Source organism: Pseudomonas sp. c313, from assembly GCF_055407145.1.
The window spans coordinates 38,112-61,871 of the sequence record NZ_JBUZRD010000016.1; the positions used below are offsets into that span (position 1 = coordinate 38,112).

Below are 23,760 nucleotides of genomic sequence, written 5' to 3' on the forward strand. Positions count from 1 at the left end.
TATCATGCCAGAGGGGCAGTTGCCTTCAGGCAGCCAGAAAGTAAGAAGCCTCCCAGCTATTAGACTGGAAGGCTTCGCGGCGGTAGCTGCCTTTGCCCTTGCCGGCGGGTTCCTGACGACTGCGGAACAGGGGCTGGGCGATGATGGATTTGGCCTTGTTGGGGCCATGCTTGGATGGCTTTTTGCTCATGATGGGTACTCTCGTTTAGGGTGGGATGATGCAGTGTGAATCATCGGCCGAAGTTTGGATTCTGTCCAGCCCGGCGACTTGTCAGTAAATGCGTCGTGCCCTGTAGGAACAAGGGGACGCCTAGTTCTTGCTCGCGAAGGGCGTCAACGATAACGCGGGATTTCTGGTTTAACGCGGCGCTCTCGGGTTTTTCGCGAGCAAGCTCGCGCCTACAAAGAGTGGTGTTATTCGGCGGGTAACGTCAGGCGTTGTCCTGACATAAGCAGTGACAAACGACTCAGGCTCATCCACGGCGAGCCTGCTGCCTGCCCCTTGATCTGCGCATCAATGCGCTGCGCTTCCAGCAACAACTGCGCCCAGCGTTGCGCCGAGTGTCGTTGCAGGGCTTTGCTAATCAAGGGTTTGCGCTTGTCCCACACCGGCGGTCGGGCCTGGCTGAAGGCCTTGTCCAGCGGTATGCCCTGGCTGTATTGCAGGGCAATATTGGCCAGCAACCGCAACTCACGGGCCAGAGCCCAGAGAATCACCGGAGGCTCGACGCCTTCGCCGCGCAGGCCTTCGAGCATGCGCAGAGCGTGGGCGGCTTCGCCATTGAGGATTGCGTCCACCAGGCCGAACACGTCAAAGCGCGCACTGTCAGCCACCGCACCTTGCACGGTTTCGACGGTAATCTGCCCACCTTCGGCCATCAGCTTGAGCTTTTCGATTTCTTGCGCGGCAGCCAGCAGGTTGCCTTCGACCCGAGCAGCGATCAGCTCTACCGCGTCCTGGCTGGCGGACAGCCCGGATTGCGACAGGCGCTGGCGAATCCATTGCGGCAGCTGATTGCTGTCCACTGGCCAGATCTGGATGAATTGGGTCTGCTGACCCTCCACCAATGCCTTGCCCCACTTGGTCTTCTGCGCACTGCCATCGAGCTTGGGCAAGCTGATCAGCAACAGCGTGTCTTCGGCTGGCCGCCCGCAGTATTCCATCAGCGCCGACGCGCCTTTGTCGCCGGGCTTGCCCGAAGGGAGGCGCAGTTCCAGCAGGCGTTTTTCGGCAAACAGCGACATGCTCGCACCGGCTTGCAGCAGCGTGCCCCAGTCAAAGCTGGCATCGGCGCTGAACACCTGGCGCTCGTCGAAGCCCTGCTGGCGTGCGGCGGCGCGAATGGCGTCCGCAGCCTCCTGACACAGCAGCGGATCATCACCGCTGACAATGTAGACGGGCGCAAGGCTGCCTTGCAGGTGTTTGGCGAGTTGGGCGGGGGCGAGTTTCATAGGCGGGGCAAACGGGGCGCGTGAGGCGCCCCGTGTGGCTTACTCGGCAGGGATTTCGATTGGCGACTGCTTCGGTGTGCTGTTTTCGTACTCTTGCGCGGCTTTCAGCGCATCGGCATCAGCCTTGGCCTTGGCGTCAGCGGTCTGCTGCAGGGCATCCAGTTGTGCCGGGCTCAGCAGTTGCAGGCGCAGAACCATGCGCTGGACCAGGTCGCGGCGCATTTCCTTGCGAACCTGGATGGTTTCTGAATCCGAACCCACCAGGTTGTTGCCGTCGTGGCTTACGACTTTCTGCACTTGCAGTTTGTCACCCATCAACGGCAGGTTGTCGTGGCCCTGGATCTCGAAGTTGAGCACGGTGCTCAGTTCGATGTCCGACGCACGGCCGGCGCTGGCGTAGCTGAGGTTGCGCTGGGTTTCCTGCTCGTTGACCAGGACCAGCTTGTAAGGCGCACCGGTATAGACTTTGACGCCGCTGTTTTCCAGCACCTGGCGCAGTTGCGTCACGGTATCGCCGTAGGCGTTGCGGGCGCTGAGGTCCAGTTCCTTGATCGCCAGTTCAGTGGTGCCGGTGCCGCGCAGCTGGAAGCCGCAAGCGCTCAGCAGCACGGCAAGGCCCATAACCAGCAGATTGCGTTTGATCATTTTGTTGCTCCCCTTGAAACCATGTGGGCCTTATCGAGGCCCTGGAGGTTTTGTTCGGCGCCAGGTGCATGCCCTGGCGCCCGATCCGATTAGCTAGCGACGATGTTGACCAGTTTGCCGGGCACGACGATCACTTTGCGGATAGTCAGGCCTTCGGTAAAGCGCAGCACGTTTTCATTGCTGCGAGCGGCGGCTTCAACGTCTTCACGGCTGGCGCTGGCAGGCATGTCGATCTGGCCGCGCAGTTTGCCGTTGACCTGAATCACCAGTTGCAGTGTGTCTTGCACCAGCGCGCTGTCATCCAGCACCGGCCAGCCGGCGTCGATGACTACGTCGCTGTGGCCCAATTGGCTCCACAACTCATGGCTGATGTGCGGAGTGATCGGTGCCAGCAGCAGGGTGACCGTTTCCAGGCCTTCCTGTATCAGGGCGCGATCTTGTGCAGTGACCTGAGGTGCTTTTTCCAGCACGTTCATCAGCGTCATCACCTGGGCGATGGCGGTGTTGAATTTGTGGTGCTGGCCAACGTCCTGGCTTGCTTGCTTGATGACCAGATGGGTACTGCGACGAATGGCTTTCTGTTCATCGTTTAGCTTGTTCAGGTCCAGCTTGCCCGGCAAGCCCTGGCTGACGTGGGCATGGGCCAGACGCCAGACGCGCTTGAGGAAGCGATGGGAGCCTTCGACGCCGGAGTCGGACCATTCAGCGCTCATGTCAGGCGGTGAGGCGAACATCATGAACAGGCGGCAGGTGTCTGCGCCGAACTGGTCGATCATCGACTGCGGGTCGACGCCATTGTTCTTCGACTTGGCCATCTTCTCGGTGCCGCCGATTTCTACCGGCAGGCCGTCGCAGATCAACTTGGCGCTGATAACCTTGGCCTTGCTGTCACGCACCAACTCGACGTCCGCCGGGTTGAACCACGTGTAGGCGCCATTGGCTTCGCGACGGTAGTAAGTCTCGGCAATCACCATGCCTTGGGTCAGCAGGTTCTTGAACGGCTCGTCGGAGCTGACCAGGCCTTCGTCACGCATCAGCTTGTGAAAGAAGCGCGCATACAGCAGGTGCAGAATCGCATGTTCGATGCCGCCGATGTATTGATCCACTGGCAACCAGTGGTCGGCCGCGGATTTTTCTACCAAACCGCCTTCATAATGTGGCGAGGCGTAGCGGGCGTAGTACCACGAGGACTCGACAAAGGTGTCCATTGTGTCGGTTTCACGCTTGGCAGGCGCGCCGCATTTCGGGCAAGCACATTCGTAGAACTCGGGCATGCGCGCCAGCGGCGAACCGGCGCCATCCGGTACCACATCTTCCGGCAATATTACCGGCAACTGGTCTTCCGGCACCGGCACGTCACCGCAGGTTTCGCAGTGGATGATCGGGATCGGGCAGCCCCAGTAGCGCTGGCGGCTGATGCCCCAGTCGCGCAGGCGGAACTGGGTGCGCGAGGCGCCGAGGTTTTTCTTGATCAGCGCGACTTCCATGGCGTCAAAGGCGCCTTCGAAGTCCAGGCCGTTGAATTCACCGGAGTTGATCAGTTCGCCGTGTTCACCATAGGCGTCCTGCCACGGGGCCGGGTTGGTGTCGCCGGAGCTGGTGCGCACCACCGACTTGATCGGCAGGCTGTACTTGGTGGCGAATTCGAAATCACGCTCGTCGTGAGCTGGCACTGCCATTACGGCGCCATCGCCGTAGTGCATCAGCACGTAGTTGGCGACCCACACCGGCAGCTTCTCGCCGGTCAGCGGGTGCTCGACGAACAGCGAGGTCGGCAGGCCTTTTTTCTCTTGGGTGGCGACGTCGGCTTCGGCGACGCTGCCGCCTTTGCATTCAGCGATGAACGCCTGCAGCTCAGGGTTGTTTTGCGCGGCGAGGGTGGCCAGCGGGTGTTCGGCGGCCACGGCGACGTAGGTCGCGCCCATCAGGGTGTCTGGACGGGTGGTGAAGACTTTCAGTACGCCCGCTTCGCCAATGGAATCGACGTTGTAAGGGAACTGCACTTCCATGCCACGGGATTTGCCAATCCAGTTACGTTGCATGGTTTTGACTTGCTCGGGCCAACCCGGCAGGTCGTCGAGGCTCGACAAGAGTTCATCCGCGTAGGCGGTGATCTTGAAGTAGTACATCGGGATTTCGCGCTTTTCGATCAGCGCGCCGGAACGCCAGCCGCGACCGTCGATTACCTGTTCGTTGGCCAGTACGGTCTGGTCCACTGGGTCCCAGTTGACGGTGCCGTTCTTGCGGTAGATCACGCCTTTTTCGAACAGGCGAGTGAACAGCCATTGTTCCCAGCGGTAGTAATCGGGCTTGCAGGTGGTCACTTCGCGGGACCAGTCCACCGCGAGGCCCAGGCTGCGCAGCTGGGTCTTCATGTAGGCGATGTTTTCGTAGGTCCACTTGGCGGGGGCCACGTTATTTTTCATCGCGGCGTTTTCCGCCGGCATGCCAAAGGCGTCCCAACCCATGGGTTGCAGGACATTCTTGCCTTGCATGCGCTGGTAGCGGGAGATCACGTCGCCGATGGTGTAGTTACGCACGTGCCCCATGTGTAGCTTTCCGCTGGGGTAAGGGAACATCGATAGGCAATAGAAAGTCTCCTTGCCTGGCTGTTCACTGACTTCAAAGGACTTTTGCTCGTCCCAGAATGACTGGGCGGCATTTTCTATTTCACGGGGCTGGTAATGTTCGTGCATGGCTACTTTTGAACTGAATAGGGGTGGCCTAATCCTCTTCAATGCACTGCTCGGGTTGATCGACACCAAAAACGGCGCGTCCATGCCCAAACCCTGCTGGAAGTGGAGTTACAGGAAGCGCCGTAGCATACATGACCCCACTCTATCGAGGGAAACCCTGATTGCGCCCCGCTGGCCGTTGGTCGCGGCGCCAGATTGGTTTCGCCAGCGCAGCTACGCTGTTTAGTGGGGAGTGAGTCTTATCTTCAATGAGGTGAGGGGATGGTTGATTCGCAGCGAATGTTAACGAAACCGGAAGTTTATGAAGGACTGATCGACCGTTTGGGTCGTGCACTAGATGTGGCAAGGACAGCAGCTCGGTTGCGTGATGAACGGCCCGAGGAGTTGGAACTGCGGGGCTTGAGCCCTGCGGAGTTTGAAGTGATCAAGGCCTATCTGGACTTGAGCGAGCGTACGGCCCCGCAATGGGTGGCTCCCCCGCCAGCCAGGGAACCCGCGCGATCGGCCAAGGTGGTGTGGCTCAAGGACTTGTCGGCTGGCCGTGGCCCGGAAAAACTCCGGTCCGTGCGGTTCAAGTAACGTGCGTCGTCATGTGTCGTTTGATCAGCGTTACCTCGCAATTGTCACTGTTTTGCTCTTGTAAAGATTGTCGTTAAACCCTGTTACACCTTAGGCTTCGGGCATCTTTGGAGATGCTCGATGCCTATTCGTTATTTCATTAAACAGTTGCTGTTGCCGCCCGGCATTCTCTTGCTGTTGTTGGCGCTTGCCTGGTGGTTTCGACGCAGCCGCCCGCGACTGGCCGGGGCGTGTTTTGCCTTGGGGCTGGGCGGGATGTGGCTGATGAGTTTGCCGGTAGTCGTGGAGTGGAGCGCGAGAGCCCTGGAAACCGAGCCGCCGTTGGCCCTGGATAGCTGGGCAGCCCTGGCGCAGCGAGCCGATGCCATTGTGGTATTGGGTTCGGGGCGTGAACGGGGTGATCCGGCCTGGGGCTCCGATCAGCCGACCGGTATTGGCCTTGAGCGGGAACGCTACGCCGCGAGATTGGCCAAGGCTTCGGGCTTGCCGGTGCTGACCAGCGGTGGCCTGCATTACGGCACGCCGCCCAGCGAGGCGGCGTTGATGGCCGAGTCGATGTTGAATGACTTTGGCGTGACCGTGCACTGGAAGGAAGAGCGCAGCCGCACCACGTGGGAAAATGCCCGGATGAGCGCCGAAGTGTTGTTGCCGTTGGGGATCAAACGGGTAGTGGTCGTGACCCAGGCCTGGCACATGCCCCGTTCGCGCTGGAGCTTTGAAAAGGCGGGCTTCACCGTGGTGCCCGCGCCAGTGGGCTTTCTCGGCGTGGACAATGCCAGGCCGCTGGGTGGCTGGATGCCGGAATTCAAGTCGGTGTGGCAGAGCGGGCAACTGATGAATGAGGCGGTGGGGCAAGTGGGCTATCGGTTGTTTTACCGGTAGGAGCGAGCTTGCTCGTGATGGTCGTTAACGATAACGCGGGAAACCTGACACCCAGCGGGGCCCTCAGGTTTCTCGTCGGAGCGCCGTCCGGAGCAAGCTCGCTCTTACACGGTCTTTGACATCCGACCGGCCAACAACGCCCAACCAAACAACCCCAGACACACAATGATCAACGGCCACGACCGCCATTGCAGGTACGGCGTCAGGTTGTGCATCGGCACCACTTCGCCATAGAGAATGCCGCGCTCGAACTGCGGGATCTGCTCGGTGATCTGGCCAAACGGGTTGATCAGGCCAGTGACGCCGTTGTTGGTGGCGCGAATCATCCAGCGACCGGCTTCAAGGGCGCGCATCTGGGCCATTTGCAGGTGCTGCAACGGCCCGATAGAGGTGCCGAACCAGGTGTCATTGCTGATGGTCAGCAACAGATCGCTGCGGGCCGCGAGGCTGGCGGCGAACTCCGGGTAGACCACTTCGTAGCAAATGTACGGCGCAATCTGATAGCCCTTGGCTTGCAGCAGCGTCTGGTCAGCAGGGCCGCGGGCAAAGTCTGACATCGGCAAGTCGAAGAAGGCAATCAGGCCTCGCAGCAGGTCTTGCAGCGGCACGTATTCGCCAAAGGGCACCAGTTTTTGCTTCAAGTAAGTGCCATCACCTTCGCCGACCACGGTGATGCCATTGAAGTAGCGCTTTTCACCGTGCAGTTCCTGGCGAATAGGTACGCCAGTGATCAGCGCAGTATTCCGATCAGCGGCGAACTTGCCCATCATACCCAGGTAGCCTTCGACGGATTCCTTGAGCACCGGGACTGCGGTTTCCGGCCAGACCAGTAGATCGACACGCTTTGAGGTGAAACTCATATCGCGGTAAAGCGCCAGCTGTGCGTTGAGCTGCTCGGGGTCCCACTTCATGCTTTGTTCGATATTGCCCTGAAGCGCCGCCACTGTCAGCGCCGGGCCTGCCGGGCTGGTCCAGGCATGGTGTTTGAGTGCCAGGCCAATCGCCCACGGAGCCACCAGCAGTACCAGGCCCGCGCCGATAAACGCATTACGTTTGGCGACCAGCAAGCGCGGCAGGTTGCAGATCAGCGCCGCTGTCAGCGCCAGGGCAAAGGAAATCAGCCAAATCCCACCCATCGGCGCGAGGCCGGCGAGGGGGCCGTCAAGCTGGCTGTAACCGGAATAGAGCCACGGGAAACCGGTGAGGAACCAGCCGCGAAAGGCTTCCTGGGCCACCCACAGCGCAGCAAAGGCCAGGGCATCGGCCAGCGGCGCTTCGTTGCGACGCAGCCAGCGCGCCCAGAGCCAGGCGGGCAAGGCAAAGAACCAGGCAATTGCGGCGGTAAACGCCAGCATCAGCAGCCCGGCCAACAGCACCGAAGCGCCGCCGAAGTGATGAATGCTGTAGTAGATCCAGCTGGTGCCCGCGCCGAACAGGCCAAAACCGAAGCACCAGCCTCGGCCCATGGCCTGACGCGGCGTCAGTGTGCGCAGCCCTGCATAGAAGAACCCCACCGCCAGCAGCGCCAGCGGCCAGATATCGTACGGCGCCAGCGCCAGTGTGGTGATAGCACCGGCCACCACGGCCAGCAAATTACCGGGCCAGCCGGGGCGGGTTAGGCGCTGCATGTCATTCCTTAGCGGGCAATAGGTGTCAGGCGAATCAGATGAATCCTGCGGCTGTCGGCATTCAAGATGCGAAAGCGATAGGCGCCGATTTCAGTGGTCTCGTTACGCTTGGGCAGGTGCCCGAACGCACTCATCACCAGGCCACCGACGGTGTCGAATTCATCGTCGGAGAATTCGCTGTCGAAGAACTCGTTGAAGTTCTCGATGGGCGTCAGGGCCTTGACCAGGAAATCACCGCTGGGCAGAGGTTTGATGTAGCTGTCTTCTTCGACGTCGTGCTCGTCTTCGATGTCGCCGACGATCTGTTCCAGCACGTCTTCAATGGTCACAAGACCTGCGACGCCGCCGTATTCGTCAATGACGATGGCCATGTGATTGTGGTTGGCGCGAAACTCGCGCAGCAGCACATTCAGGCGCTTGGATTCGGGAACGAAGGTGGCAGGACGCAGCAGGTCCTTAATGTTGAAGCTGTCGCCGTTCTCCTTGAGGATCAGCGGCAGCAGGTCCTTGGCCAGCAGGACGCCCATGACGTCATCGTGGCTTTCGCCGATCACCGGGTAGCGCGAGTGCGCCGAATCGATGACGGCCGGGAGGAATTCCCGGGGGGTCTGGGTCGCCTTGATGCTGATCATCTGCGAGCGCGGGACCATGATGTCCCGTACTTGCAGGTCAGCGACCTGGATGGCGCCTTCGACGATGGCCAGCGCTTCGCTGTCCAGCAACTTGTTCTGATGGGCCTCGCGCAGCAGCTCCAGCAGCTCCTGGCGGTTTTTCGGCTCGTGGGCAAAGGCCTGGGTGAGTTTCCCCAGCCATGACTTTTGCCCGTTGCTCGATCGGTCTTCGCTCATAGCGATTACTCTAAATCCTTTGTTGTTTCAGTTAAGTGTTGTTTCAGTTTTCGTCGTCTGCATACGGGTCACGATGACCCAGTTCAGCAAGCAACGTTCGTTCCAGAGCTTCCATTTCCTCGGCCTCCTCATCATCTATATGGTCGTAACCCAAGAGATGCAAGCAGCCGTGGATGACTAGATGGGCCCAGTGGGCCTCAAGTTCCTTGCCTTGTTCCGCCGCTTCACGCTTTACCACTTCGACGCAGATCACCAGATCCCCCAGCAGCGGGATATCCAGGAACTCGTCCGGCACATCGGCGGGAAACGACAGCACGTTGGTCGCGTAGTCTTTTTGGCGCCAGGTGTGATTCAGTTCACGGCCTTCGGGCTCATCCACCAGGCGAATGGTCAGTTCCGAGTCGGCGGTGCGCTGGCGCAGGGCCAGTGCGCACCATTGACGAAACTGTTCTTCGCTGGGGGCGGTCGCTTCGGTAGCCAGTTGGAGATCAAGCTCAAGCATCGTGGCGAGTGTCCTTGGACAATGCGTCGTCGCGGTGTTCGAAGCGCTCGTAGGCTTCGACGATGCGCTGGACCAGTGGGTGGCGCACCACGTCTTTGGGCGAGAAGTGGGTGAAACTGATACCTGGCACGTCCTTGAGCACTTCGATCACCTGGCTCAGGCCCGACTTGGTGCCCTTGGGCAGGTCAACCTGGGTGATGTCACCGGTGATCACCGCCGTGGAGCCGAAGCCGATACGGGTCAGGAACATTTTCATCTGTTCGACGGTGGTGTTCTGGCTTTCGTCGAGAATGATGAAGCTGTTGGTCAAGGTGCGCCCGCGCATGTAGGCCAGCGGAGCGATCTCGATCACTTGGCGCTCGATCAGCTTGGCCACGTATTCGAAACCGAGCATTTCGTAGAGGGCGTCGTAGAGCGGGCGCAGGTACGGGTCGATTTTCTGTGCCAGGTCGCCGGGCAGAAAGCCCAGTTTCTCGCCGGCTTCCACCGCCGGGCGCACCAGCAGGATGCGTCGCACTTGTTCGCGCTCCAGGGCATCTACCGCGCAGGCCACAGCCAGATAGGTCTTGCCGGTACCGGCGGGGCCTACGCCAAAGTTGATGTCGTTACCGAGGATCTCTTTGACGTAGCGCTGCTGATTCAAGCCGCGAGGGCGAATCATGCCTTTTTTGGTACGCAGCGCCACGCTGGCTTCGGCCACCGGGTTACTGGCCAGGTCTTGCACGGCCGACTCCTGCAGGTACAGGTGCACCGTTTCTGGCGACAGCTCGCTACCTTTGGTTTCCCGGTAGAGGCGACGGATCAGGTTTTCTGCAGACGTGGTGTGCTGGGGTTCACCAATGAGCTCGAACTGATTGCCGCGGTTGCGGATCTCGATGCTCATGCGCTGTTCGATCAGGCGCAGGTGTTCGTCGAACTGTCCGCACAGATTGGCGAAACGGCGAGCCTCAAAGGGCTCAAGGAGAAAACGATGTGGTTCTATGGGTGCGTTCAAGGTCGTTTTTAGCCGCCCTGGGGCAATTAAGATGAAATCAAGGATAACGCCAGCAAGCGGTGTGCGAAAGCACTTATATGTCCCGAAGCTGGCACCGTTCTAATGTGGGAGCGAGCAAGCCCGCTCCCACATTGGGTTATCGTCGTCTGGACTATTGCTGCACCAACGAGCCGCGTAGCGAGTGCGGTTGCGCCGCATCGATGTGCACATCGGCAAATTGCCCGATCAGCGTCGGGTTATCGCAGCGGAAGTTGACGATCCGGTTGTTCTCGGTCCGGCCTTGCAGTTCACCCGGGTCTTTCTTCGAGTAGTCCGTGACCAGAATGCGCTGGGTCGAACCTACCATCTGTCGGCTGATTTCGAAACCTTGCTGGTTAAGCCGATGTTGCAGGGCGTTCAAGCGTTCCTTTTTCAACGCTTCCGGCGTTTCATCCGCCAGGTCGGCAGCCGGTGTGCCCGGGCGCTGGCTGTAGACGAAGGAGTAGGAGAAGTCGAAACCGACGTCTTCAATCAGCTTCATGGTCTGCTGGAAATCTTTCTCGGTCTCGCCGGGGAAGCCGACGATAAAGTCCGAACTGATGCAGATGCCCGGCACCGCCGCGCGCAACTTGCGCAGTTTGGATTTGTATTCCAGGGCGGTGTGGTTGCGCTTCATCGCCGAAAGGATGCGGTCCGAGCCCGATTGCACCGGCAAGTGCAGGTGCTTGACCAGTTCCGGCACTTCGGCGTGGGCCTGGATCAGGCTGTCGGAGAATTCCAGCGGGTGTGAGGTGGTGTAGCGAATACGCTCGATGCCGTCGACGGCGGCTACCACGCGGATCAACTCCGCCAGGTCTGCCATGCGCCCGTCGTGGGTCTGGCCGCGATAGCCGTTGACGTTCTGCCCCAGCAGGGTGACTTCGCGTACGCCGTTTTCGGCCAGGTGGATGATCTCTGCCAGCACGTCGTCGAACGGACGGCTGACTTCTTCGCCACGGGTATACGGCACCACGCAGAAGGTGCAGTACTTGCTGCAGCCTTCCATCACCGACACGTAGGCGCTCGGGCCGTCGATGCGCGGCTCGGGCAGGTGGTCGAATTTTTCGATTTCCGGGAACGAGACGTCAACCTGGGGCAGCTTGGTGAGGCGGGCGGCGTTGATCATTTCCGGCAGGCGGTGCAGGGTCTGTGGACCGAAGACCACGTCGACATAGGGCGCGCGGTCGCGGATCGCTGCGCCTTCCTGGCTGGCCACGCAACCGCCGACAGCGATCACCATGTCCGGGTTGGCCAGTTTCAATTCGCGCCAGCGGCCCAGTTGCGAGTAGACCCGGTCCTGGGCCCGTTCGCGGATCGAGCAGGTATTGAGCAGGATCACGTCGGCATCTTCAGCGCGGGCGGTGACTTCCAGGGCCTGATGTTCACCCAGCAGATCGACCATGCGCGAGCTGTCGTACTCGTTCATCTGGCAACCGTGGGTTTCGATGTAAAGCTTCTTGGCCATGGGGGATCGTCAACTGGTGGTAAAGAACCGCGCATTATAGGGGGCATACCGATAGGTTCCTAGCACTGTGCGTCGGGTGCCATGCTATAGTTCGCGCCCTCTTTTATATCCCCGATGTGTTACCCGCCCACCATGACCAAACGTGAAGCTCCAATCTACAAGGTGATTTTCCTTAACCAGGGCCAGGTGTTCGAAATGTACGCCAAGCAGATCTATCAAAGTGATCTGTGGGGCTTCCTGGAAGTGGAAGAGTTCGTCTTTGGCGAGCGCACACAGCTGGTCGTCGACCCGGGCGAGGAAAAGCTCAAGGCCCAGTTCGAAGGCGTGGTGCGCAGTTTTGTGCCGATGCATTCGATTGTGCGCATCGACGAAGTCGAGCGCCTGGGCACGCCGAAAATCAGCGAGGCCCGGGGCATGAGCAATGTCATGCCGTTTCCGATGCCGATGCCTGAAAAATAGGGTTCAGAACCTTTGTGGCGAGCGGACTTGACACAAGCCGCTTGGGCTCAAGGCAGTGGCGAGAACGGCGAGCGCCCATCCGCACTCTGCAATTCCTGCAGATAGTTACGGAAAATCTGCCCCAGTACCTGCGTCGCCACTTCAAGCTCACCACGCTGCATGTGTTCGGCCACTTCGTCGGCCGTGTCCAGCGCATCCTCAGCACCGTTGACCGCCGCCATTTTCAGCACGATATATGCCTGAACGTTATTGGCTGGCACGCCTTCGCCATGGAAAAACATGGTGCCCAACTGGAATTGCGCCTGGGCATGGCCCTGCAACGAGGCTTTCTCGAAGTAGCTCAAGGCTTTGTTGAGGTCGCGGGAGGGATTTTTGCTGTCGTAGAAGAACTCGCCCAACTCGTATTGCGCCTGCGCATCCCCACTCTCGGCCAATTGCTGGCACGCGCTCATGGCTTCGGCCTGGCTTTCTGGCTGGGTATTGAGGGTGCAACGACCTATCGCTGGGATTAACAACGAGTTGCCGCCTGCTTGTGCGTGCGCGAGCAGGGGCTGAAGGAGCAACAGGCAGCCCAGAACCAGGGTGCGGCCGGTGCGTTTCATGGGAATCGACTTACCTCTGACAGGGCGCGTGGACCCGCAGGGGATCCAATAAGCGCGCATTATGAAATAAGCAGGCCTCTGCTTACAAAGTCTTTACTCGTTTTTCTGCTACGTGGGCAAGTTATCTGCCGGTTTGCAGGTGATTTCTCGAAAAAAGAAGGAAAAATCTATAAGCACGGTAACAAATCTGACGCCGCCATGGGCGACGTCAGGTGTTTACCCGCTTATTTCAGGGCAGCGAAGGCGCGCTCGGCGGCATCGAGAGTCAGTTTCAGCTCGGCGTCGCCGTGGGCGATGGAGGTGAAACCGGCTTCGAAGGCGCTGGGTGCCAGGTACACACCGCCTTCCAGCATCAGGTGGAAGAAACGCTTGAACAGGTCGGCATCGCTGCCCATCACGTCGTCGAAGGTGACGATGTCGTCGGCCTCGCTGAAGTACAGGCCGAACATGCCGCCTACTTGGGTGGTGACGAACGGAATGCCGGCGGCATCGGCGCGCTGCTGCAGGCCGTCCAGCAGTCGCGTTGTGTAGTCGGTCAACTCGGCGTGGAAGCCTGGGCGGCTGATCAGGCGCAGGGTGGTCAGGCCGGCGGCCATGGCCAGCGGGTTACCCGACAGGGTGCCCGCCTGGTAGACCGGACCCAGCGGTGCGATGTGCTGCATGATTTCCCGCTTGCCGCCAAAGCAGCCCACCGGCATGCCGCCACCGATGATCTTGCCGAAGGTGCTCAGGTCCGGCTTCACGCCGTAGTGGGCCTGGGCGCCGCCGAGGGCGACGCGAAAGCCGGTCATCACTTCGTCGAAAATCAGCACTACGCCGTGTTTGTCGCACTGGGTACGCAGGCCTTCAAGGAAGCCAGGCGCTGGCGGTACGCAATTCATGTTGCCTGCTACTGGCTCGACGATGATGCACGCCACGTCCTGGCCCACGTCATTGAGCATCTGCTCAACTGCGGTGATGTCGTTGAACGGCAGGGTCAATGTGTGTTTGGCAAACGCTGCTGGCACCCCGGCGGAACTCGGTACGCCCTGGGTCAGCGCGCCGGAACCTGCTTTGACCAGCAGGCTGTCGGAGTGACCGTGGTAGCAGCCTTCGAACTTGATGATGCTGTCGCGGCCGGTAAAACCACGGGCCAGGCGAATAGCGCTCATGGTGGCTTCGGTACCGGAGCTGACCATCCGCACCATCTCCATCGATGGCACGATAGAGCAGACCAGATCAGCCATCTCGGTTTCCATGGCGGTCGGTGCGCCATAGGACAAGCCGTGCTCCAACTGTTTCCGCACCGCGTCCAGTACGTCCGGATGGCTGTGGCCGAGGATCATCGGGCCCCAGGAACCCACGTAGTCGACATAACGCTTGTCATCTTCGTCGGTGACGTAGGCGCCTTCGGCGTGCTTGAAGAACAGCGGCGTGCCGCCAACGCTTTTGAAGGCACGCACGGGCGAGTTCACGCCACCGGGGATGTGTTTCTGGGCATTGGCAAACAGGGTTTCGGAACGGGACATGATTGGGCTCTCTGAAATCGATTATTTAGACGTGAGCAGTTCGTTGAAGGCGCGGGCGCGGCGCGTCACTTCCTGGGCGCTGTCGGCGCCAAACAGACCGTGGACAACCGCCAGCAGGTCGGCACCGTGGGCCACCAGCGGCTCGGCGTTCTCCAGGGTGATACCGCCGATCACGCAGATTGGCAGATGCAACCGGGAGCGGGCCTGGGCCAGCAGTTCAACGGTGGCGGCCGGGGCGCCGGGTTTGGTATTGGAATTGAAGAAACGGCCGAAGGCGACGTAGCTGGCACCTTCCTTGGCAGCCTGCTCGGCCAGTTCGATCTGGCTGTGGCAGGTCGAGCCGATGATTGCCTTGGAACCTAGCAGCGCACGGGCTGGTGTCAGCGGGCCGTCGGTCTGGCCCAAATGCACGCCGACACCCAGGCGCGCAGCCAGCTCGGCGTCATCGTTGATGATCAACTGCGTCTTGTAACGTGAGCACAGGTCACGCAGTTTTTCCGCTTCACGCAGGCGGCGCGCGTCGTCGTTGCTTTTGTCGCGGTACTGCAGCAGGGTCACGCCACCGTCCAACGCCGCTTCGACGTAGGCCAGGAACTTGCCGGCCAACAGTTGGCTGTCGGTAATGGCGTAAAGGCCACGTAGTTTCATCGGGCAGGCCTCTTGGTGTTACGAGCAGAAATCCAGCGGCAGACGACGAGGCACAAATTGCCCCTGGCCGAGTTGTTCGGCGTCACGCAGGGTGCGCCATGTGTAATTGAGCGCTGATTCCACGGCGCTGACCAGCCCTTCGCCCTGGGCCAGGCGCCCGGCAAGGGCGCTGGCCAGGGTGCAGCCGGAACCGTGATAGCTGCCGGGTAAACGCTGGCAGGTAAAGGTGCGGTGGCTGCCGTCGCGGCTGTACAGGCGATTGTGTACTTCATGCTCGTCGCCATGGCCGCCGGTGATCAGCAGGTACTTGATAAACGGCAGCAGTTTCTCGGCGCATTCGTCGGCGCTGCCTTCGGGCAATTCAGCGAGGATGCGTGCTTCTGGCAGGTTGGGCGTGGCGATCAGCGACAGTGGCAAAAGCCGTTCGCGCATGGCGTAGCCGACTTCGTCCTTGCCCAGGCTGCCGCCGCCGCCCGCCCGCAGGACTGGGTCGCAAACCACCGGCAGGTGTGGATGCTCCTTGAGCAGTTCGACCACGGTGTCGACCATTGCGGTGGAGCCGAGCATACCCAGCTTGACCGCTGCGACTTCGGAGTCGCTGAGCACTGCGTTGGCCTGGGCCAGCACCCATTCGCGGTCCAGCACACGGAAATCGCTGACATTGACCGTGTTTTGCACGGTCAGCGCGGTGACGGCCGGGGCCGCATGACAACCCTGGGCAAGCAGGGCTTCGATATCTGCCTGCAAGCCGGCGCCACCACTGGGATCATGGCCGGAGAGACAGAGGACAACAGGGCGAGAACTGTAGATATTCATGGTGCGCGAGCTTACCACCAAACGCTTTTTGCGTGGCTGTCGGGCGATGGCTGAATTTTAGGCTTGAAAGTGTCAGTAAGTGGCTGTTAGTTATCGCCCGGCACTTAGAAAAAACACCCTGAAAGTGCCGGTTTAGAGCCTTTCAAAATTTTATTTCAATGGTGTCTTTTGGCCTTTGCCGGCTATGCTAGAGTGGATCCAAACAATAACTGTATCGCCGGTATACGTCTTCTCAAAAGGAATGGGGGGCTTTTGACTACCGGACAGGTCACGTTGGGGCTCTATGCGCTATTTGCTGATGTTACTGTTGAGCTGGCTGCCGATGCTGGCCGGCGCAGTCGAGTTCAATGAGCTCACCCGAAGCCTTCCTCTGGGCCAAGTCATGCAAGTGCTTGAAGACCCCAATGGCACCGTCGCCATTGCGGATGTCAGCTCGCAGGCTATGGCCAGTCGATTCAAACCCCATGACAAAGCCACCCTCAATGCCGGCTACTCGCGCTCGGTGTTCTGGCTCAAGGTCAACCTGCATTACTTGCCCAAGGATCCGGACGCACAGCGCACCTGGCTGTTGGAACTGGCTTATCCGCCCCTCGATCATCTTGAACTGTACGTGCCCGACGGCGCTGGCGGCTATCGATTGGCAGGGCGTACCGGCGATGCCATGCCCTTCAGCAGTCGCGAAATTCGCCAGAACAACTACTTGTTCAACGTCGACTTCGCCCCCGGCGAGCAGAAAAACTTCTACCTGCGCCTGCAAAGCGAAGGCTCGATCCAGGCCCCGCTGACCCTCTGGTCAAGCACCGCGTACCTGGAAGAGCAGCCGCTGCGTCTCTATGTATTGGGCCTGATCTACGGCGTGCTTCTGGGGATGCTGGTCTACAACCTGTTTATCTATCTGAGCGTGCGCGACACCAGCTACCTCTACTACATCTTCTATATCGCCTCGTTCGGCATGTACCAGCTCTCGGTGAATGGTGCGGCAGTGGAGTATTTCTGGCCGAACAATCCGTGGTGGGCGAATGCCGCGACGCCATTTATGATCGGTGCGTCTGCGCTGTTCGGCAGCCTGTTTGCTCGCAGTTTCCTGCACACCGCCGTCTACAGCCGCTGGCTTAACCGCCTGTTGCTGGCGATGGTGGCCAGTGGCGTGGTGGTGATGTTGCTGTCGCTGATGACCAGTTACGCCCTGGCCCTGCGCCTGGCCACCGGGCTGGCGTTGATTTTTACCGTGACTATCTTTATCGCCGGGATCAAGGCCTGGTGCTGCGGCCAGCGGGTGGCACGCTACTTCATCATCGCCTGGTCGGCGTTCCTGATCGGCGGGGTGGTCAACACAATGATGGTGCTGGGCTACCTGCCCAATGTGTTCCTGACCATGTACGCCAGTCAGATCGGTTCGGCGATTGAAGTTGCCTTGCTGTCCCTGGCCCTGGCAGACCGCATCAACTCGATGCGTGAGCAGCAGTCACAGACCCTATTTGATGCCAGCCAGAAGCTGGAGGTGCTCAACCAGCAACTGGCCCACAGCAATCGGTTGAAAGATGAATTCCTCGCCACGCTGACCCACGAGCTGCGCACACCAATGAACGGGGTGATCGGTTCCCTAGAATTGATGCAAACCGTGCCCCTGGAAGATGAGCTGGCGCAGTACCAGCAAACCGCGGCCGGCTCTGCCCGAGACATGATGCGCATGGTCAACGGCATCCTCACCCTCACCGAGTTGCAAGCTGGCCGCCTCAGTGCCCAGCGCCAGGTGTTCAGCCTGCGAGGGTTGATCGATACCTTGCGCCAGCAATTCCTGGCTAACGCCCAGAGCAAGGGCCTGGAGTTTTCCATCGATGTGGCGGACGAACTGCCCGATCGCCTGGACGGTGACGCCGACAAGCTGACGCAATGCCTGGAATGCCTGTTGGACAATGCCTTCAAGTTCACCGGCGAAGGTGCAGTGCGCATGCGGGTGGTCGGGCGGCTCAATGCTGAGGGCAAACTGCGCCTGACCTTTATCGTCACCGACACCGGCATCGGCTTCGCTTATCTGGACGAGGACACCCTGTATCAGCGCTTCTTCCAGCTCGACGGCTCGATGACCCGTGAATATGGTGGCCTGGGCATCGGCCTGGCGATCTGCCGGCAACTGATTGAACTGCTTGGCGGGCGCCTGACCCATCATTCCGAGCCTCGGCGCGGCAGCCGTTTCCAACTGGAGCTGGAGGTCATTGCGGTGCCGCCCGAACCATCCTCGCCGAACCGTGTGTCCGATCTGCATCGGGAGCCTCAGGACTGCGCGGTGTTGCTGGTGGACGACAACAGCGTGGCGCAATTGGTGGTGCGCGGCATGTTGCTCAAGCTGGGTTACCGGGTGAAGGTGGTCGACAGTGGGCCTGCGGCATTGGCAATGTTGCAGGGCGAGACCTTCGACGCGGTACTGCTGGATGTGTCGGTGGATGGTTTCTCTCTGTGCTGTCAGGTTCGTGCGTTGCCCGGATGCAGCGAGCTGCCGGTGATTGCCTTGAGTGCGTCGCTGCAAAGCCTGGCGCGAGAGCATTGCCATGGCGTTGGCATCACCGAGCAGTTGGTCAAGCCGGTACGCTTTGAGGCGTTGCAGGCGGTGTTGCAGCGTTACTTGTTGTGTCCTTTAGAGGGTGAAAGCGCCGGCAATTAGGCGCTTATGCCACTTTTTTAAGCGCCAAGACGATGCTTAACTGAAATTCCGGCCTCAATCGATATGCACCCTTGTAGGAGCAAGCTTGCTCGCGAAGAACCTCAACGATAACGCGTGCATCCTGGATAAACGCGTTGCTCTCAGGTTTTTCGCGAGCAAGCTAGCTCCTACAAACAGCAACAATCGACGCGGCCTTTTTCCAGGAGGCCCGTCATGAACCTGCACCAGTTCGCCGAAACCCACGACGTCACCAACCAGCCGCCGTCCCTGGACGGTACCAACCTGTATCGTATCGACTTGCCCCTGCAAGACTGGTCGCAGCGCTTCGGCGCGGGCTGGGCCCAAGAACGGATCGATACTTACGGCGCGCTGGCGGGTGGGCCGCTGATGGAGGCCGGGTTTCTGGCCAACCAGAACAAGCCTGTCTTTAGCAGTCATGACCGCTATGGCAATCGTATTGACCTGGTGGAATTTCATCCGGCCTACCATGAGCTGATGCGCACGGCTGTTGAACATGGCCTACCGTCGTTGCCCTGGGCCCATCCGCAGCCCGGCGCCCATGTCGCCCGCGCCGCCATGACTTACCTGCACAGCCAGGCCGAAGCCGGCACCGGCTGCCCGCTGACCATGACCTTCGCCTGCGTCCCGGCCCTGCGCTTGCAGCCAGACTTGGCTGACGCGTGGCTGCCGAAAATCCTCAACACCCAATACGACCCGCGTAACGTCGGCATCGCCCACAAGGCTGGCGCCACGATCGGCATGGCCATGACCGAAAAACAAGGCGGCACCGACGTGCGCGCCAACACCACCCGCGCTTACCCGGTGGGTGCCGGTGGCCCGGGCCAGGCCTATGAGCTGGTGGGTCACAAGTGGTTTTGTTCGGCGCCGATGTGCGACGCCTTTTTGACCCTGGCCCAGACTGACAAAGGGTTGACCTGTTTCCTGCTGCCGCGCCACCGCCCGGATGACACGCGCAACCAGTTCTATATCCAGCGCCTGAAAAACAAACTCGGCAACTGCTCCAATGCCTCCAGCGAAGTGGAGTTTCGCGGGGCGCTGGCGTGGATGATCGGCGAGGAAGGGCGCGGCGTGCCGACCATTATCGAGATGGTCGCCATGACCCGCTTTGATTGCATGGTTGGCTCCAGCGCGTTGATGCGCCAGGCGCTGACCCAGGCCAGCCATCATTGTGCCCATCGGCTGGTGGGTGGCCGCGTCCTTAGTGAGCAACCGCTGATGCAAAACGTGCTGGCCGACCTGGCCCTGGAAAGCGAAGCGGCGCTGGCCCTGAGCATGCGCATGGGCCGGGCGCTGGACCATCTGGAGAATGAACAGGAAGCCAAATTCGCCCGGCTGGTGACGGCGGTGGGCAAGTATTGGATCTGCAAGCGTGCGCCGGCAATGATCAACGAAGCCGCCGAATGCATGGGCGGTGCCGGGTATGTCGAGGACAGCATCCTGCCCCGACTGTACCGTGAGGCACCGGTCAACTCGACGTGGGAAGGTTCTGGCAATGTGCAGTGCCTGGACGTGCTGCGAGCCCTGTCGAAAGAACCAGGTGTGCTGGAGGCGTTGTTTGTCGAGTTGGGGGATGGCCATGGCGACAAGCGCTTGGCCCGGCATATTGAGCAACTCAAGTCAGCGTTTATGGATACCCAGGATATTCAGTACCGTGCTCGGCAACTGACCGAGGATATCGCCGTGGCGTTGCAGGCCAAGTTGCTGCTGGAGGCGGGCAATGCCAGTGTTAGTGATGGGTTTATTGCCAGTCGATTGGGGGAATCGTCGGGTCGGGTGTATGGCACCTTGCCACGCGGCGTGGATGTGGAAGGTATTGTCGCGCGATCTACGCCACAAGGTTGACTGCACTCCAATCCAAGGTTCCCGTCTGACAGCGATGCAGGCAAGATGAAGGTCTGCAAGTCAGAACACAGGATGCTTACCGTGACCGAAGCTTTTGTTGTCGTTCAAACCGCCGAAGAAGCCGTGGATCGGCTGGCGGCTCTTCATGAGCGTGCTACCGGTACGCTCAATGATGCCCTCAAGCAGTACCTCAAAGACCGCGTCGAACCCGACGCCGAACAACGCGCGATGTTTCGTTATCCGGAACTGCGCCTGACTTACCACTGCCACGGCGAAGTCCCACAGACTACCCGGGCCTACGCCAAGGTCCAGTTACCTGGCACCTACAGCGTTACCGTCACCCATCCGGCGGCGTTCCGTAAGTATTTGCTGGAGCAACTGGTGCCGCTGATGCATGACTTCACCGTGACGGTGGAAGTCGGTGTCAGCCAGCAGAACATTCCGTATCCGTATGTGGTGGAGCAGGGCGATGAACTGGCCGGTTCCGGCGTAACCGCCGCCACCCTGGCGCGGGTATTCCCCAGCACTGACCTGTCGGCGGCCACCGATGGCATCGCTGATGGCCTTTACGACTGGGAAAATACCGATCCGCTGCCTCTGGCACTGTTCGACGCAGCCCGTGTCGACTTCTCCCTGCGTCGCCTGGTGCATTACACCGGCAGCGACTGGCGGCATGTGCAGCCGTGGATTCTGCTGACCAACTACCACCGTTATGTTGACCAGTTTATCGTTCATGGTCTGGAGAGGCTGCGCAGCGATCCACGGTTTATCCGCATGGTACTGCCGGGTAACGTGATCATCGAAAAAAGCATGGACCATGGCGAAGCGTCGGCCATTGCCGCTGGCGTGGTCTGGCACCGTTACCAGATGCCGGCCTACCACTTGATGGCCAGCGACGGCCACGGCGTGACCCTGGTCAACATCGGTGTCGGCCCGTCCAACGCCAAGAACATCACCGATCACTTGGCGGTGTTGCGCCCTCATTGTTGGCTGATGATCGGCCACTGCGGCGGCTTGCGCCAATCCCAGACCATCGGCGACTACGTGCTGGCGCACGCTTATATGCGTCGCGACGGGATTCTCGACCGGGTAGTGCCGCCGAATATTCCGATCCCGGCCCTGGCCGAAGTGCAGATGGCCTTGCAGCAAGCAGCGGCCAACGTGACCGGCGAGAAGGGCGAAGAACTGAAAAAACGCCTGCGCACCGGCACCGTGCTGACCTACGACGACCGTAACTGGGAGTTGCGCTGGGCTCAGGAACGGCCGCTGATCAACCTGTCTCGCGCCGTAGCGGTGGACATGGAGAGCGGCACTATTGCGGCGCAAGGCTATCGTCTGCGGGTGCCTTACGGCACCTTGCTGTGTGTCTCGGACAAACCGTTGCACAGTGAGATCAAGTTGCCGGGTTCGGCCAACGCGTTCTATGAGCGAGCGGTCAGCCAGCACTTGAAAATCGGCATCGAGGCGGTGGATCTGTTGCGCACCGAACTCAACTCGTTGCACTCGCGCAAATTGCGCAGCTTCGACGAGCCGCCGTTCCGCTAAACGGTTGGGATGGTTATTTAACGGTCAGGCCACTAGCATTGTCGGTCCTGACCGTTAGATGTTCCCTTGCCATGTCCCGTCCTGCCCGTCCCGTTTCCCGCCGCCCTGGCGTGAAAAGCCCGCAAACCTCGTCAGCCCCGCGCCGTGTTGCCAAGGCGCCACCGGCTGAGCCGAAGTTGATCCTGTTCAATAAACCGTTCGATGTGCTGACGCAGTTCAGCGACGCAGAAGGGCGGGCGACCCTCAAGGACTTCATCGACATCCCCGGCATCTACCCCGCCGGGCGTCTGGACCGTGACAGTGAAGGCCTGTTGTTACTCACCAATGACGGCCAGTTGCAGGCGCGAATTGCTGATCCCAGGCACAAACTGGCAAAAACCTATTGGGTGCAGGTGGAGGGCGAGCCGACAGAGGCACAACTGCAACGTCTGCGCGACGGCGTTGAGCTTAACGATGGCATGACCTTGCCTGCTGAGGCCCGGCAACTGGATGAGCCGCAACTGTGGCCACGCAACCCGCCTGTGCGCTTTCGCAAGAGCGTGCCGACTCATTGGCTGGAGCTGGTGATTCGTGAGGGGCGTAACCGTCAGGTGCGGCGCATGACGGCTGCGGTCGGTTTGCCGACCTTGCGCCTGGTCCGGGTGCGTATTGGTGACTGGTCTATCGAAGGCCTTGATCAAGGCCAGTGGAAAGAAGTGCCTGCGCGCTTATAAAACGCCGGACTCGATCAGGCCGATCACCACGCTTTTGATGATGAACGCGGCAACACCCAGGCCCAGCACGAAGAACAGGATGAAAGAACCAAAGCGCCCGGCCTTGGATTTCTTCGCCAGGTCCCAGACGATAAAGCCCATGAAAATGATCAGGATCGTGACCAGGCCGGTCATCATCCATTCTTCAAACAGCACAGGATCGATGGAGTCCATCGAACATCTCCAGCAGGGGCAGGGCGGCGAGTATACGCCAGGGCAACACGCTCAATGTTGACCTGCGTCGGTCTGCCGCAGGCTAAAACGCGGTCAATGTGGGAGCCAGCTCCCACACTTGTTCGGTGGTGGCCTTAGGTGCGCAGGTGGGTCAGCGGCAACTCGGTGCTGTTCAATACCTGATTCAGCACAAAGCTCGAGCGCACGCTGGTGACGCCTTCAATTCGGGTCAAATGCCCCAGCAGCAGCTTCTGATAATGATCCATGTCCGGCACCACCACCTTCAACTGATAGTCGGCATCCATTCCGGTCACCAGGCTGCATTCCAGCACTTGCGGCAAGGTGCGGATGGCCGCTTCGAAGTTCTCGAAACGTTCGGGGGTGTGTCGGTCCATGCCGATCAGTACGTAGGCCGTCAGGCTCAGCCCGAGCATCTTGCGGTCCAGTAAGGCGACCTGGCGGGCGATGTAGCCATCGTCTTCCAACTGCTTGACCCGCCGTGAGCAGGGCGAAGGTGACAGTCCGATACGCTCGGCCAACTCCTGGTTGGAGATCCTCGCGTCGCGCTGCAATTCCGCCAAAATACTCAGGTCGTATCGGTCAAGTTTGCTCATGGGGCTGGCCTTTGTCATAACTATTGCGGTGAATTATCTATCCAGGGTTAAAAATTGCGCAAGCGATGTTTATTGACGCAATCTTCGCAATCATCTGTCGGAGTCTCAGGCCTATGATTACCAACAGAATCACTGCCCGGACATAGAGTCCACTGCAGCCCGCCGAATCAGGCCAGCTGCGGCCGCCAACCCCACAGGGTTGTCCCGGCCCCCGGGCTGCACACTGTCCACAAGACGGCGTGAGATGAGCCAACGTCAAAAGCGTTGAGCCAGGACGAAGTTCTCAAGGGGCGACCGACGGGTCGCCCCTTTTTATGTGCGCCCAGCATGGGCGCAATCTTGCGGGTGCAAGTCCCGCCGTAAGCTGACCACAGCGAACGAAGTGAAGCGCAACTGCATGAGGGCGAC

At 60.1% G+C, this 23,760-nt stretch carries 22 protein-coding genes; 7 read left to right on the plus strand and 15 right to left on the minus strand.

From position 1 onward, the window contains the following. Positions 1-25: 25 nt before the first annotated feature. The 4 genes from arfA to leuS form a co-directional block, all read right to left on the minus strand. Positions 26-190: an alternative ribosome rescue factor ArfA gene (gene arfA / locus ACZRKZ_RS25450; protein WP_056744572.1), complete on the minus strand. Its 165-nt coding sequence runs from the start codon at positions 188-190 to the stop codon at positions 26-28. A gap of 224 nt (positions 191-414) precedes the next feature. Then, positions 415-1,452 carry a DNA polymerase III subunit delta gene (gene holA / locus ACZRKZ_RS25455; protein WP_463983086.1) on the minus strand — a complete coding sequence of 346 codons (1,038 nt, stop codon included), beginning with the start codon at positions 1,450-1,452 and terminating at the stop codon, positions 415-417. Between the two features lie 39 nt (positions 1,453-1,491). After that, on the minus strand, positions 1,492-2,097 hold the full coding sequence (locus ACZRKZ_RS25460; RefSeq protein WP_133100057.1) for an LPS-assembly lipoprotein LptE: 606 nt from the start codon (positions 2,095-2,097) through the stop codon (positions 1,492-1,494). Between the two features lie 89 nt (positions 2,098-2,186). Beyond that, positions 2,187-4,793, minus strand: coding sequence for a leucine--tRNA ligase (gene leuS, locus ACZRKZ_RS25465; protein ID WP_463967321.1), 2,607 nt, complete (start codon positions 4,791-4,793; stop codon positions 2,187-2,189). A gap of 261 nt (positions 4,794-5,054) precedes the next feature. On the opposite strand from leuS, the gene ACZRKZ_RS25470 reads away from it, so the two are divergent. Beyond that, the gene (locus tag ACZRKZ_RS25470; protein ID WP_133100055.1) at positions 5,055-5,372 is read left to right on the plus strand and encodes a hypothetical protein; all 318 of its coding nucleotides are present in this window, start codon (positions 5,055-5,057) and stop codon (positions 5,370-5,372) included. Positions 5,373-5,492: 120 nt separating this feature from the next. After that, positions 5,493-6,254, plus strand: a complete 762-nt coding sequence (locus ACZRKZ_RS25475) for a YdcF family protein (protein ID WP_463983087.1) — start codon at positions 5,493-5,495, stop codon at positions 6,252-6,254. 104 nt (positions 6,255-6,358) lie between these two features. Here the strand turns inward: ACZRKZ_RS25475 and lnt are convergent, their stop codons facing one another. From lnt to miaB, 5 genes are all read right to left on the minus strand, one after another. Then, a complete protein-coding gene (gene lnt / locus ACZRKZ_RS25480) occupies positions 6,359-7,882 on the minus strand; it encodes an apolipoprotein N-acyltransferase (protein WP_463983088.1) in 1,524 nt (507 codons plus the stop codon). Between the two features lie 8 nt (positions 7,883-7,890). Then, entirely contained in the window at positions 7,891-8,730 is an 840-nt protein-coding gene (locus tag ACZRKZ_RS25485; protein WP_005791724.1) for an HlyC/CorC family transporter, read from the minus strand. Positions 8,731-8,773: 43 nt separating this feature from the next. After that, positions 8,774-9,232 carry an rRNA maturation RNase YbeY gene (gene ybeY, locus ACZRKZ_RS25490; RefSeq protein WP_463967317.1) on the minus strand — a complete coding sequence of 153 codons (459 nt, stop codon included), beginning with the start codon at positions 9,230-9,232 and terminating at the stop codon, positions 8,774-8,776. After that, on the minus strand, positions 9,225-10,226 hold the full coding sequence (locus ACZRKZ_RS25495; RefSeq protein WP_463967316.1) for a PhoH family protein: 1,002 nt from the start codon (positions 10,224-10,226) through the stop codon (positions 9,225-9,227). The genes ybeY and ACZRKZ_RS25495 overlap by 8 nt, the downstream gene beginning before the upstream one ends. A 151-nt stretch (positions 10,227-10,377) precedes the next feature. Then, positions 10,378-11,709, minus strand: coding sequence for a tRNA (N6-isopentenyl adenosine(37)-C2)-methylthiotransferase MiaB (gene miaB / locus ACZRKZ_RS25500; RefSeq protein WP_463967315.1), 1,332 nt, complete (start codon positions 11,707-11,709; stop codon positions 10,378-10,380). Positions 11,710-11,841: 132 nt separating this feature from the next. Here miaB and ACZRKZ_RS25505 point away from each other — a divergent pair, with 132 nt between their 5' ends. Next, positions 11,842-12,168 (plus strand): DUF1820 family protein, encoded by a 327-nt coding sequence (locus ACZRKZ_RS25505; protein WP_003215457.1) that lies wholly within the window; start codon positions 11,842-11,844, stop codon positions 12,166-12,168. A 47-nt stretch (positions 12,169-12,215) separates the two neighbouring features. Here the strand turns inward: ACZRKZ_RS25505 and ACZRKZ_RS25510 are convergent, their stop codons facing one another. The 4 genes from ACZRKZ_RS25510 to ACZRKZ_RS25525 form a co-directional block, all read right to left on the minus strand. Continuing rightward, positions 12,216-12,770: a tetratricopeptide repeat protein gene (locus tag ACZRKZ_RS25510; RefSeq protein ID WP_149414736.1), complete on the minus strand. Its 555-nt coding sequence runs from the start codon at positions 12,768-12,770 to the stop codon at positions 12,216-12,218. Between the two features lie 224 nt (positions 12,771-12,994). Further along, positions 12,995-14,278, minus strand: coding sequence for a glutamate-1-semialdehyde 2,1-aminomutase (gene hemL, locus ACZRKZ_RS25515; RefSeq protein WP_149414735.1), 1,284 nt, complete (start codon positions 14,276-14,278; stop codon positions 12,995-12,997). A gap of 21 nt (positions 14,279-14,299) precedes the next feature. Next, positions 14,300-14,926, minus strand: coding sequence for a thiamine phosphate synthase (gene thiE / locus ACZRKZ_RS25520; protein WP_463967314.1), 627 nt, complete (start codon positions 14,924-14,926; stop codon positions 14,300-14,302). Between the two features lie 18 nt (positions 14,927-14,944). Beyond that, positions 14,945-15,742, minus strand: a complete 798-nt coding sequence (locus tag ACZRKZ_RS25525; protein WP_463983089.1) for a hydroxymethylpyrimidine/phosphomethylpyrimidine kinase — start codon at positions 15,740-15,742, stop codon at positions 14,945-14,947. 283 nt (positions 15,743-16,025) lie between these two features. On the opposite strand from ACZRKZ_RS25525, the gene ACZRKZ_RS25530 reads away from it, so the two are divergent. The 4 genes from ACZRKZ_RS25530 to ACZRKZ_RS25545 all read left to right on the plus strand — a co-directional run bounded on the left by ACZRKZ_RS25530 (position 16,026) and on the right by ACZRKZ_RS25545 (position 22,525). Then, a complete protein-coding gene (locus tag ACZRKZ_RS25530) occupies positions 16,026-18,404 on the plus strand; it encodes a hybrid sensor histidine kinase/response regulator (protein WP_463983090.1) in 2,379 nt (792 codons plus the stop codon). Positions 18,405-18,617: 213 nt separating this feature from the next. Then, positions 18,618-20,267 carry an acyl-CoA dehydrogenase family protein gene (locus ACZRKZ_RS25535; RefSeq protein ID WP_463983091.1) on the plus strand — a complete coding sequence of 550 codons (1,650 nt, stop codon included), beginning with the start codon at positions 18,618-18,620 and terminating at the stop codon, positions 20,265-20,267. Positions 20,268-20,312: 45 nt separating this feature from the next. Next, entirely contained in the window at positions 20,313-21,812 is a 1,500-nt protein-coding gene (gene amn / locus ACZRKZ_RS25540) for an AMP nucleosidase (protein WP_463983092.1), read from the plus strand. Between the two features lie 71 nt (positions 21,813-21,883). After that, positions 21,884-22,525: a pseudouridine synthase gene (locus tag ACZRKZ_RS25545; RefSeq protein WP_463983093.1), complete on the plus strand. Its 642-nt coding sequence runs from the start codon at positions 21,884-21,886 to the stop codon at positions 22,523-22,525. Here the strand turns inward: ACZRKZ_RS25545 and ACZRKZ_RS25550 are convergent. Further along, positions 22,520-22,729: a DUF2788 domain-containing protein gene (locus tag ACZRKZ_RS25550; protein ID WP_133100109.1), complete on the minus strand. Its 210-nt coding sequence runs from the start codon at positions 22,727-22,729 to the stop codon at positions 22,520-22,522. The genes ACZRKZ_RS25545 and ACZRKZ_RS25550 overlap by 6 nt on opposite strands. A 143-nt stretch (positions 22,730-22,872) precedes the next feature. Then, positions 22,873-23,352, minus strand: coding sequence for an Lrp/AsnC family transcriptional regulator (locus ACZRKZ_RS25555; protein WP_003194418.1), 480 nt, complete (start codon positions 23,350-23,352; stop codon positions 22,873-22,875). Positions 23,353-23,760 lie beyond the last annotated feature (408 nt).

Bases quoted from the DNA above. Each gene is read 5' to 3' on its own strand.
- arfA (WP_056744572.1), bottom strand. From the start codon at position 190: ATGAGCAAAAAGCCATCCAAGCATGGCCCCAACAAGGCCAAATCCATC.
- holA (WP_463983086.1), bottom strand. From the start codon at position 1,452: ATGAAACTCGCCCCCGCCCAACTCGCCAAACACCTGCAAGGCAGCCTT.
- ACZRKZ_RS25460 (WP_133100057.1), bottom strand. From the start codon at position 2,097: ATGATCAAACGCAATCTGCTGGTTATGGGCCTTGCCGTGCTGCTGAGC.
- leuS (WP_463967321.1), bottom strand. From the start codon at position 4,793: ATGCACGAACATTACCAGCCCCGTGAAATAGAAAATGCCGCCCAGTCA.
- ACZRKZ_RS25470 (WP_133100055.1), top strand. From the start codon at position 5,055: ATGGTTGATTCGCAGCGAATGTTAACGAAACCGGAAGTTTATGAAGGA.
- ACZRKZ_RS25475 (WP_463983087.1), top strand. From the start codon at position 5,493: ATGCCTATTCGTTATTTCATTAAACAGTTGCTGTTGCCGCCCGGCATT.
- lnt (WP_463983088.1), bottom strand. From the start codon at position 7,882: ATGCAGCGCCTAACCCGCCCCGGCTGGCCCGGTAATTTGCTGGCCGTG.
- ACZRKZ_RS25485 (WP_005791724.1), bottom strand. From the start codon at position 8,730: ATGAGCGAAGACCGATCGAGCAACGGGCAAAAGTCATGGCTGGGGAAA.
- ybeY (WP_463967317.1), bottom strand. From the start codon at position 9,232: ATGCTTGAGCTTGATCTCCAACTGGCTACCGAAGCGACCGCCCCCAGC.
- miaB (WP_463967315.1), bottom strand. From the start codon at position 11,709: ATGGCCAAGAAGCTTTACATCGAAACCCACGGTTGCCAGATGAACGAG.
- ACZRKZ_RS25505 (WP_003215457.1), top strand. From the start codon at position 11,842: ATGACCAAACGTGAAGCTCCAATCTACAAGGTGATTTTCCTTAACCAG.
- ACZRKZ_RS25510 (WP_149414736.1), bottom strand. From the start codon at position 12,770: ATGAAACGCACCGGCCGCACCCTGGTTCTGGGCTGCCTGTTGCTCCTT.
- hemL (WP_149414735.1), bottom strand. From the start codon at position 14,278: ATGTCCCGTTCCGAAACCCTGTTTGCCAATGCCCAGAAACACATCCCC.
- thiE (WP_463967314.1), bottom strand. From the start codon at position 14,926: ATGAAACTACGTGGCCTTTACGCCATTACCGACAGCCAACTGTTGGCC.
- ACZRKZ_RS25525 (WP_463983089.1), bottom strand. From the start codon at position 15,742: ATGAATATCTACAGTTCTCGCCCTGTTGTCCTCTGTCTCTCCGGCCAT.
- ACZRKZ_RS25530 (WP_463983090.1), top strand. From the start codon at position 16,026: ATGCGCTATTTGCTGATGTTACTGTTGAGCTGGCTGCCGATGCTGGCC.
- ACZRKZ_RS25535 (WP_463983091.1), top strand. From the start codon at position 18,618: ATGAACCTGCACCAGTTCGCCGAAACCCACGACGTCACCAACCAGCCG.
- amn (WP_463983092.1), top strand. From the start codon at position 20,313: ATGAAGGTCTGCAAGTCAGAACACAGGATGCTTACCGTGACCGAAGCT.
- ACZRKZ_RS25545 (WP_463983093.1), top strand. From the start codon at position 21,884: ATGTCCCGTCCTGCCCGTCCCGTTTCCCGCCGCCCTGGCGTGAAAAGC.
- ACZRKZ_RS25555 (WP_003194418.1), bottom strand. From the start codon at position 23,352: ATGAGCAAACTTGACCGATACGACCTGAGTATTTTGGCGGAATTGCAG.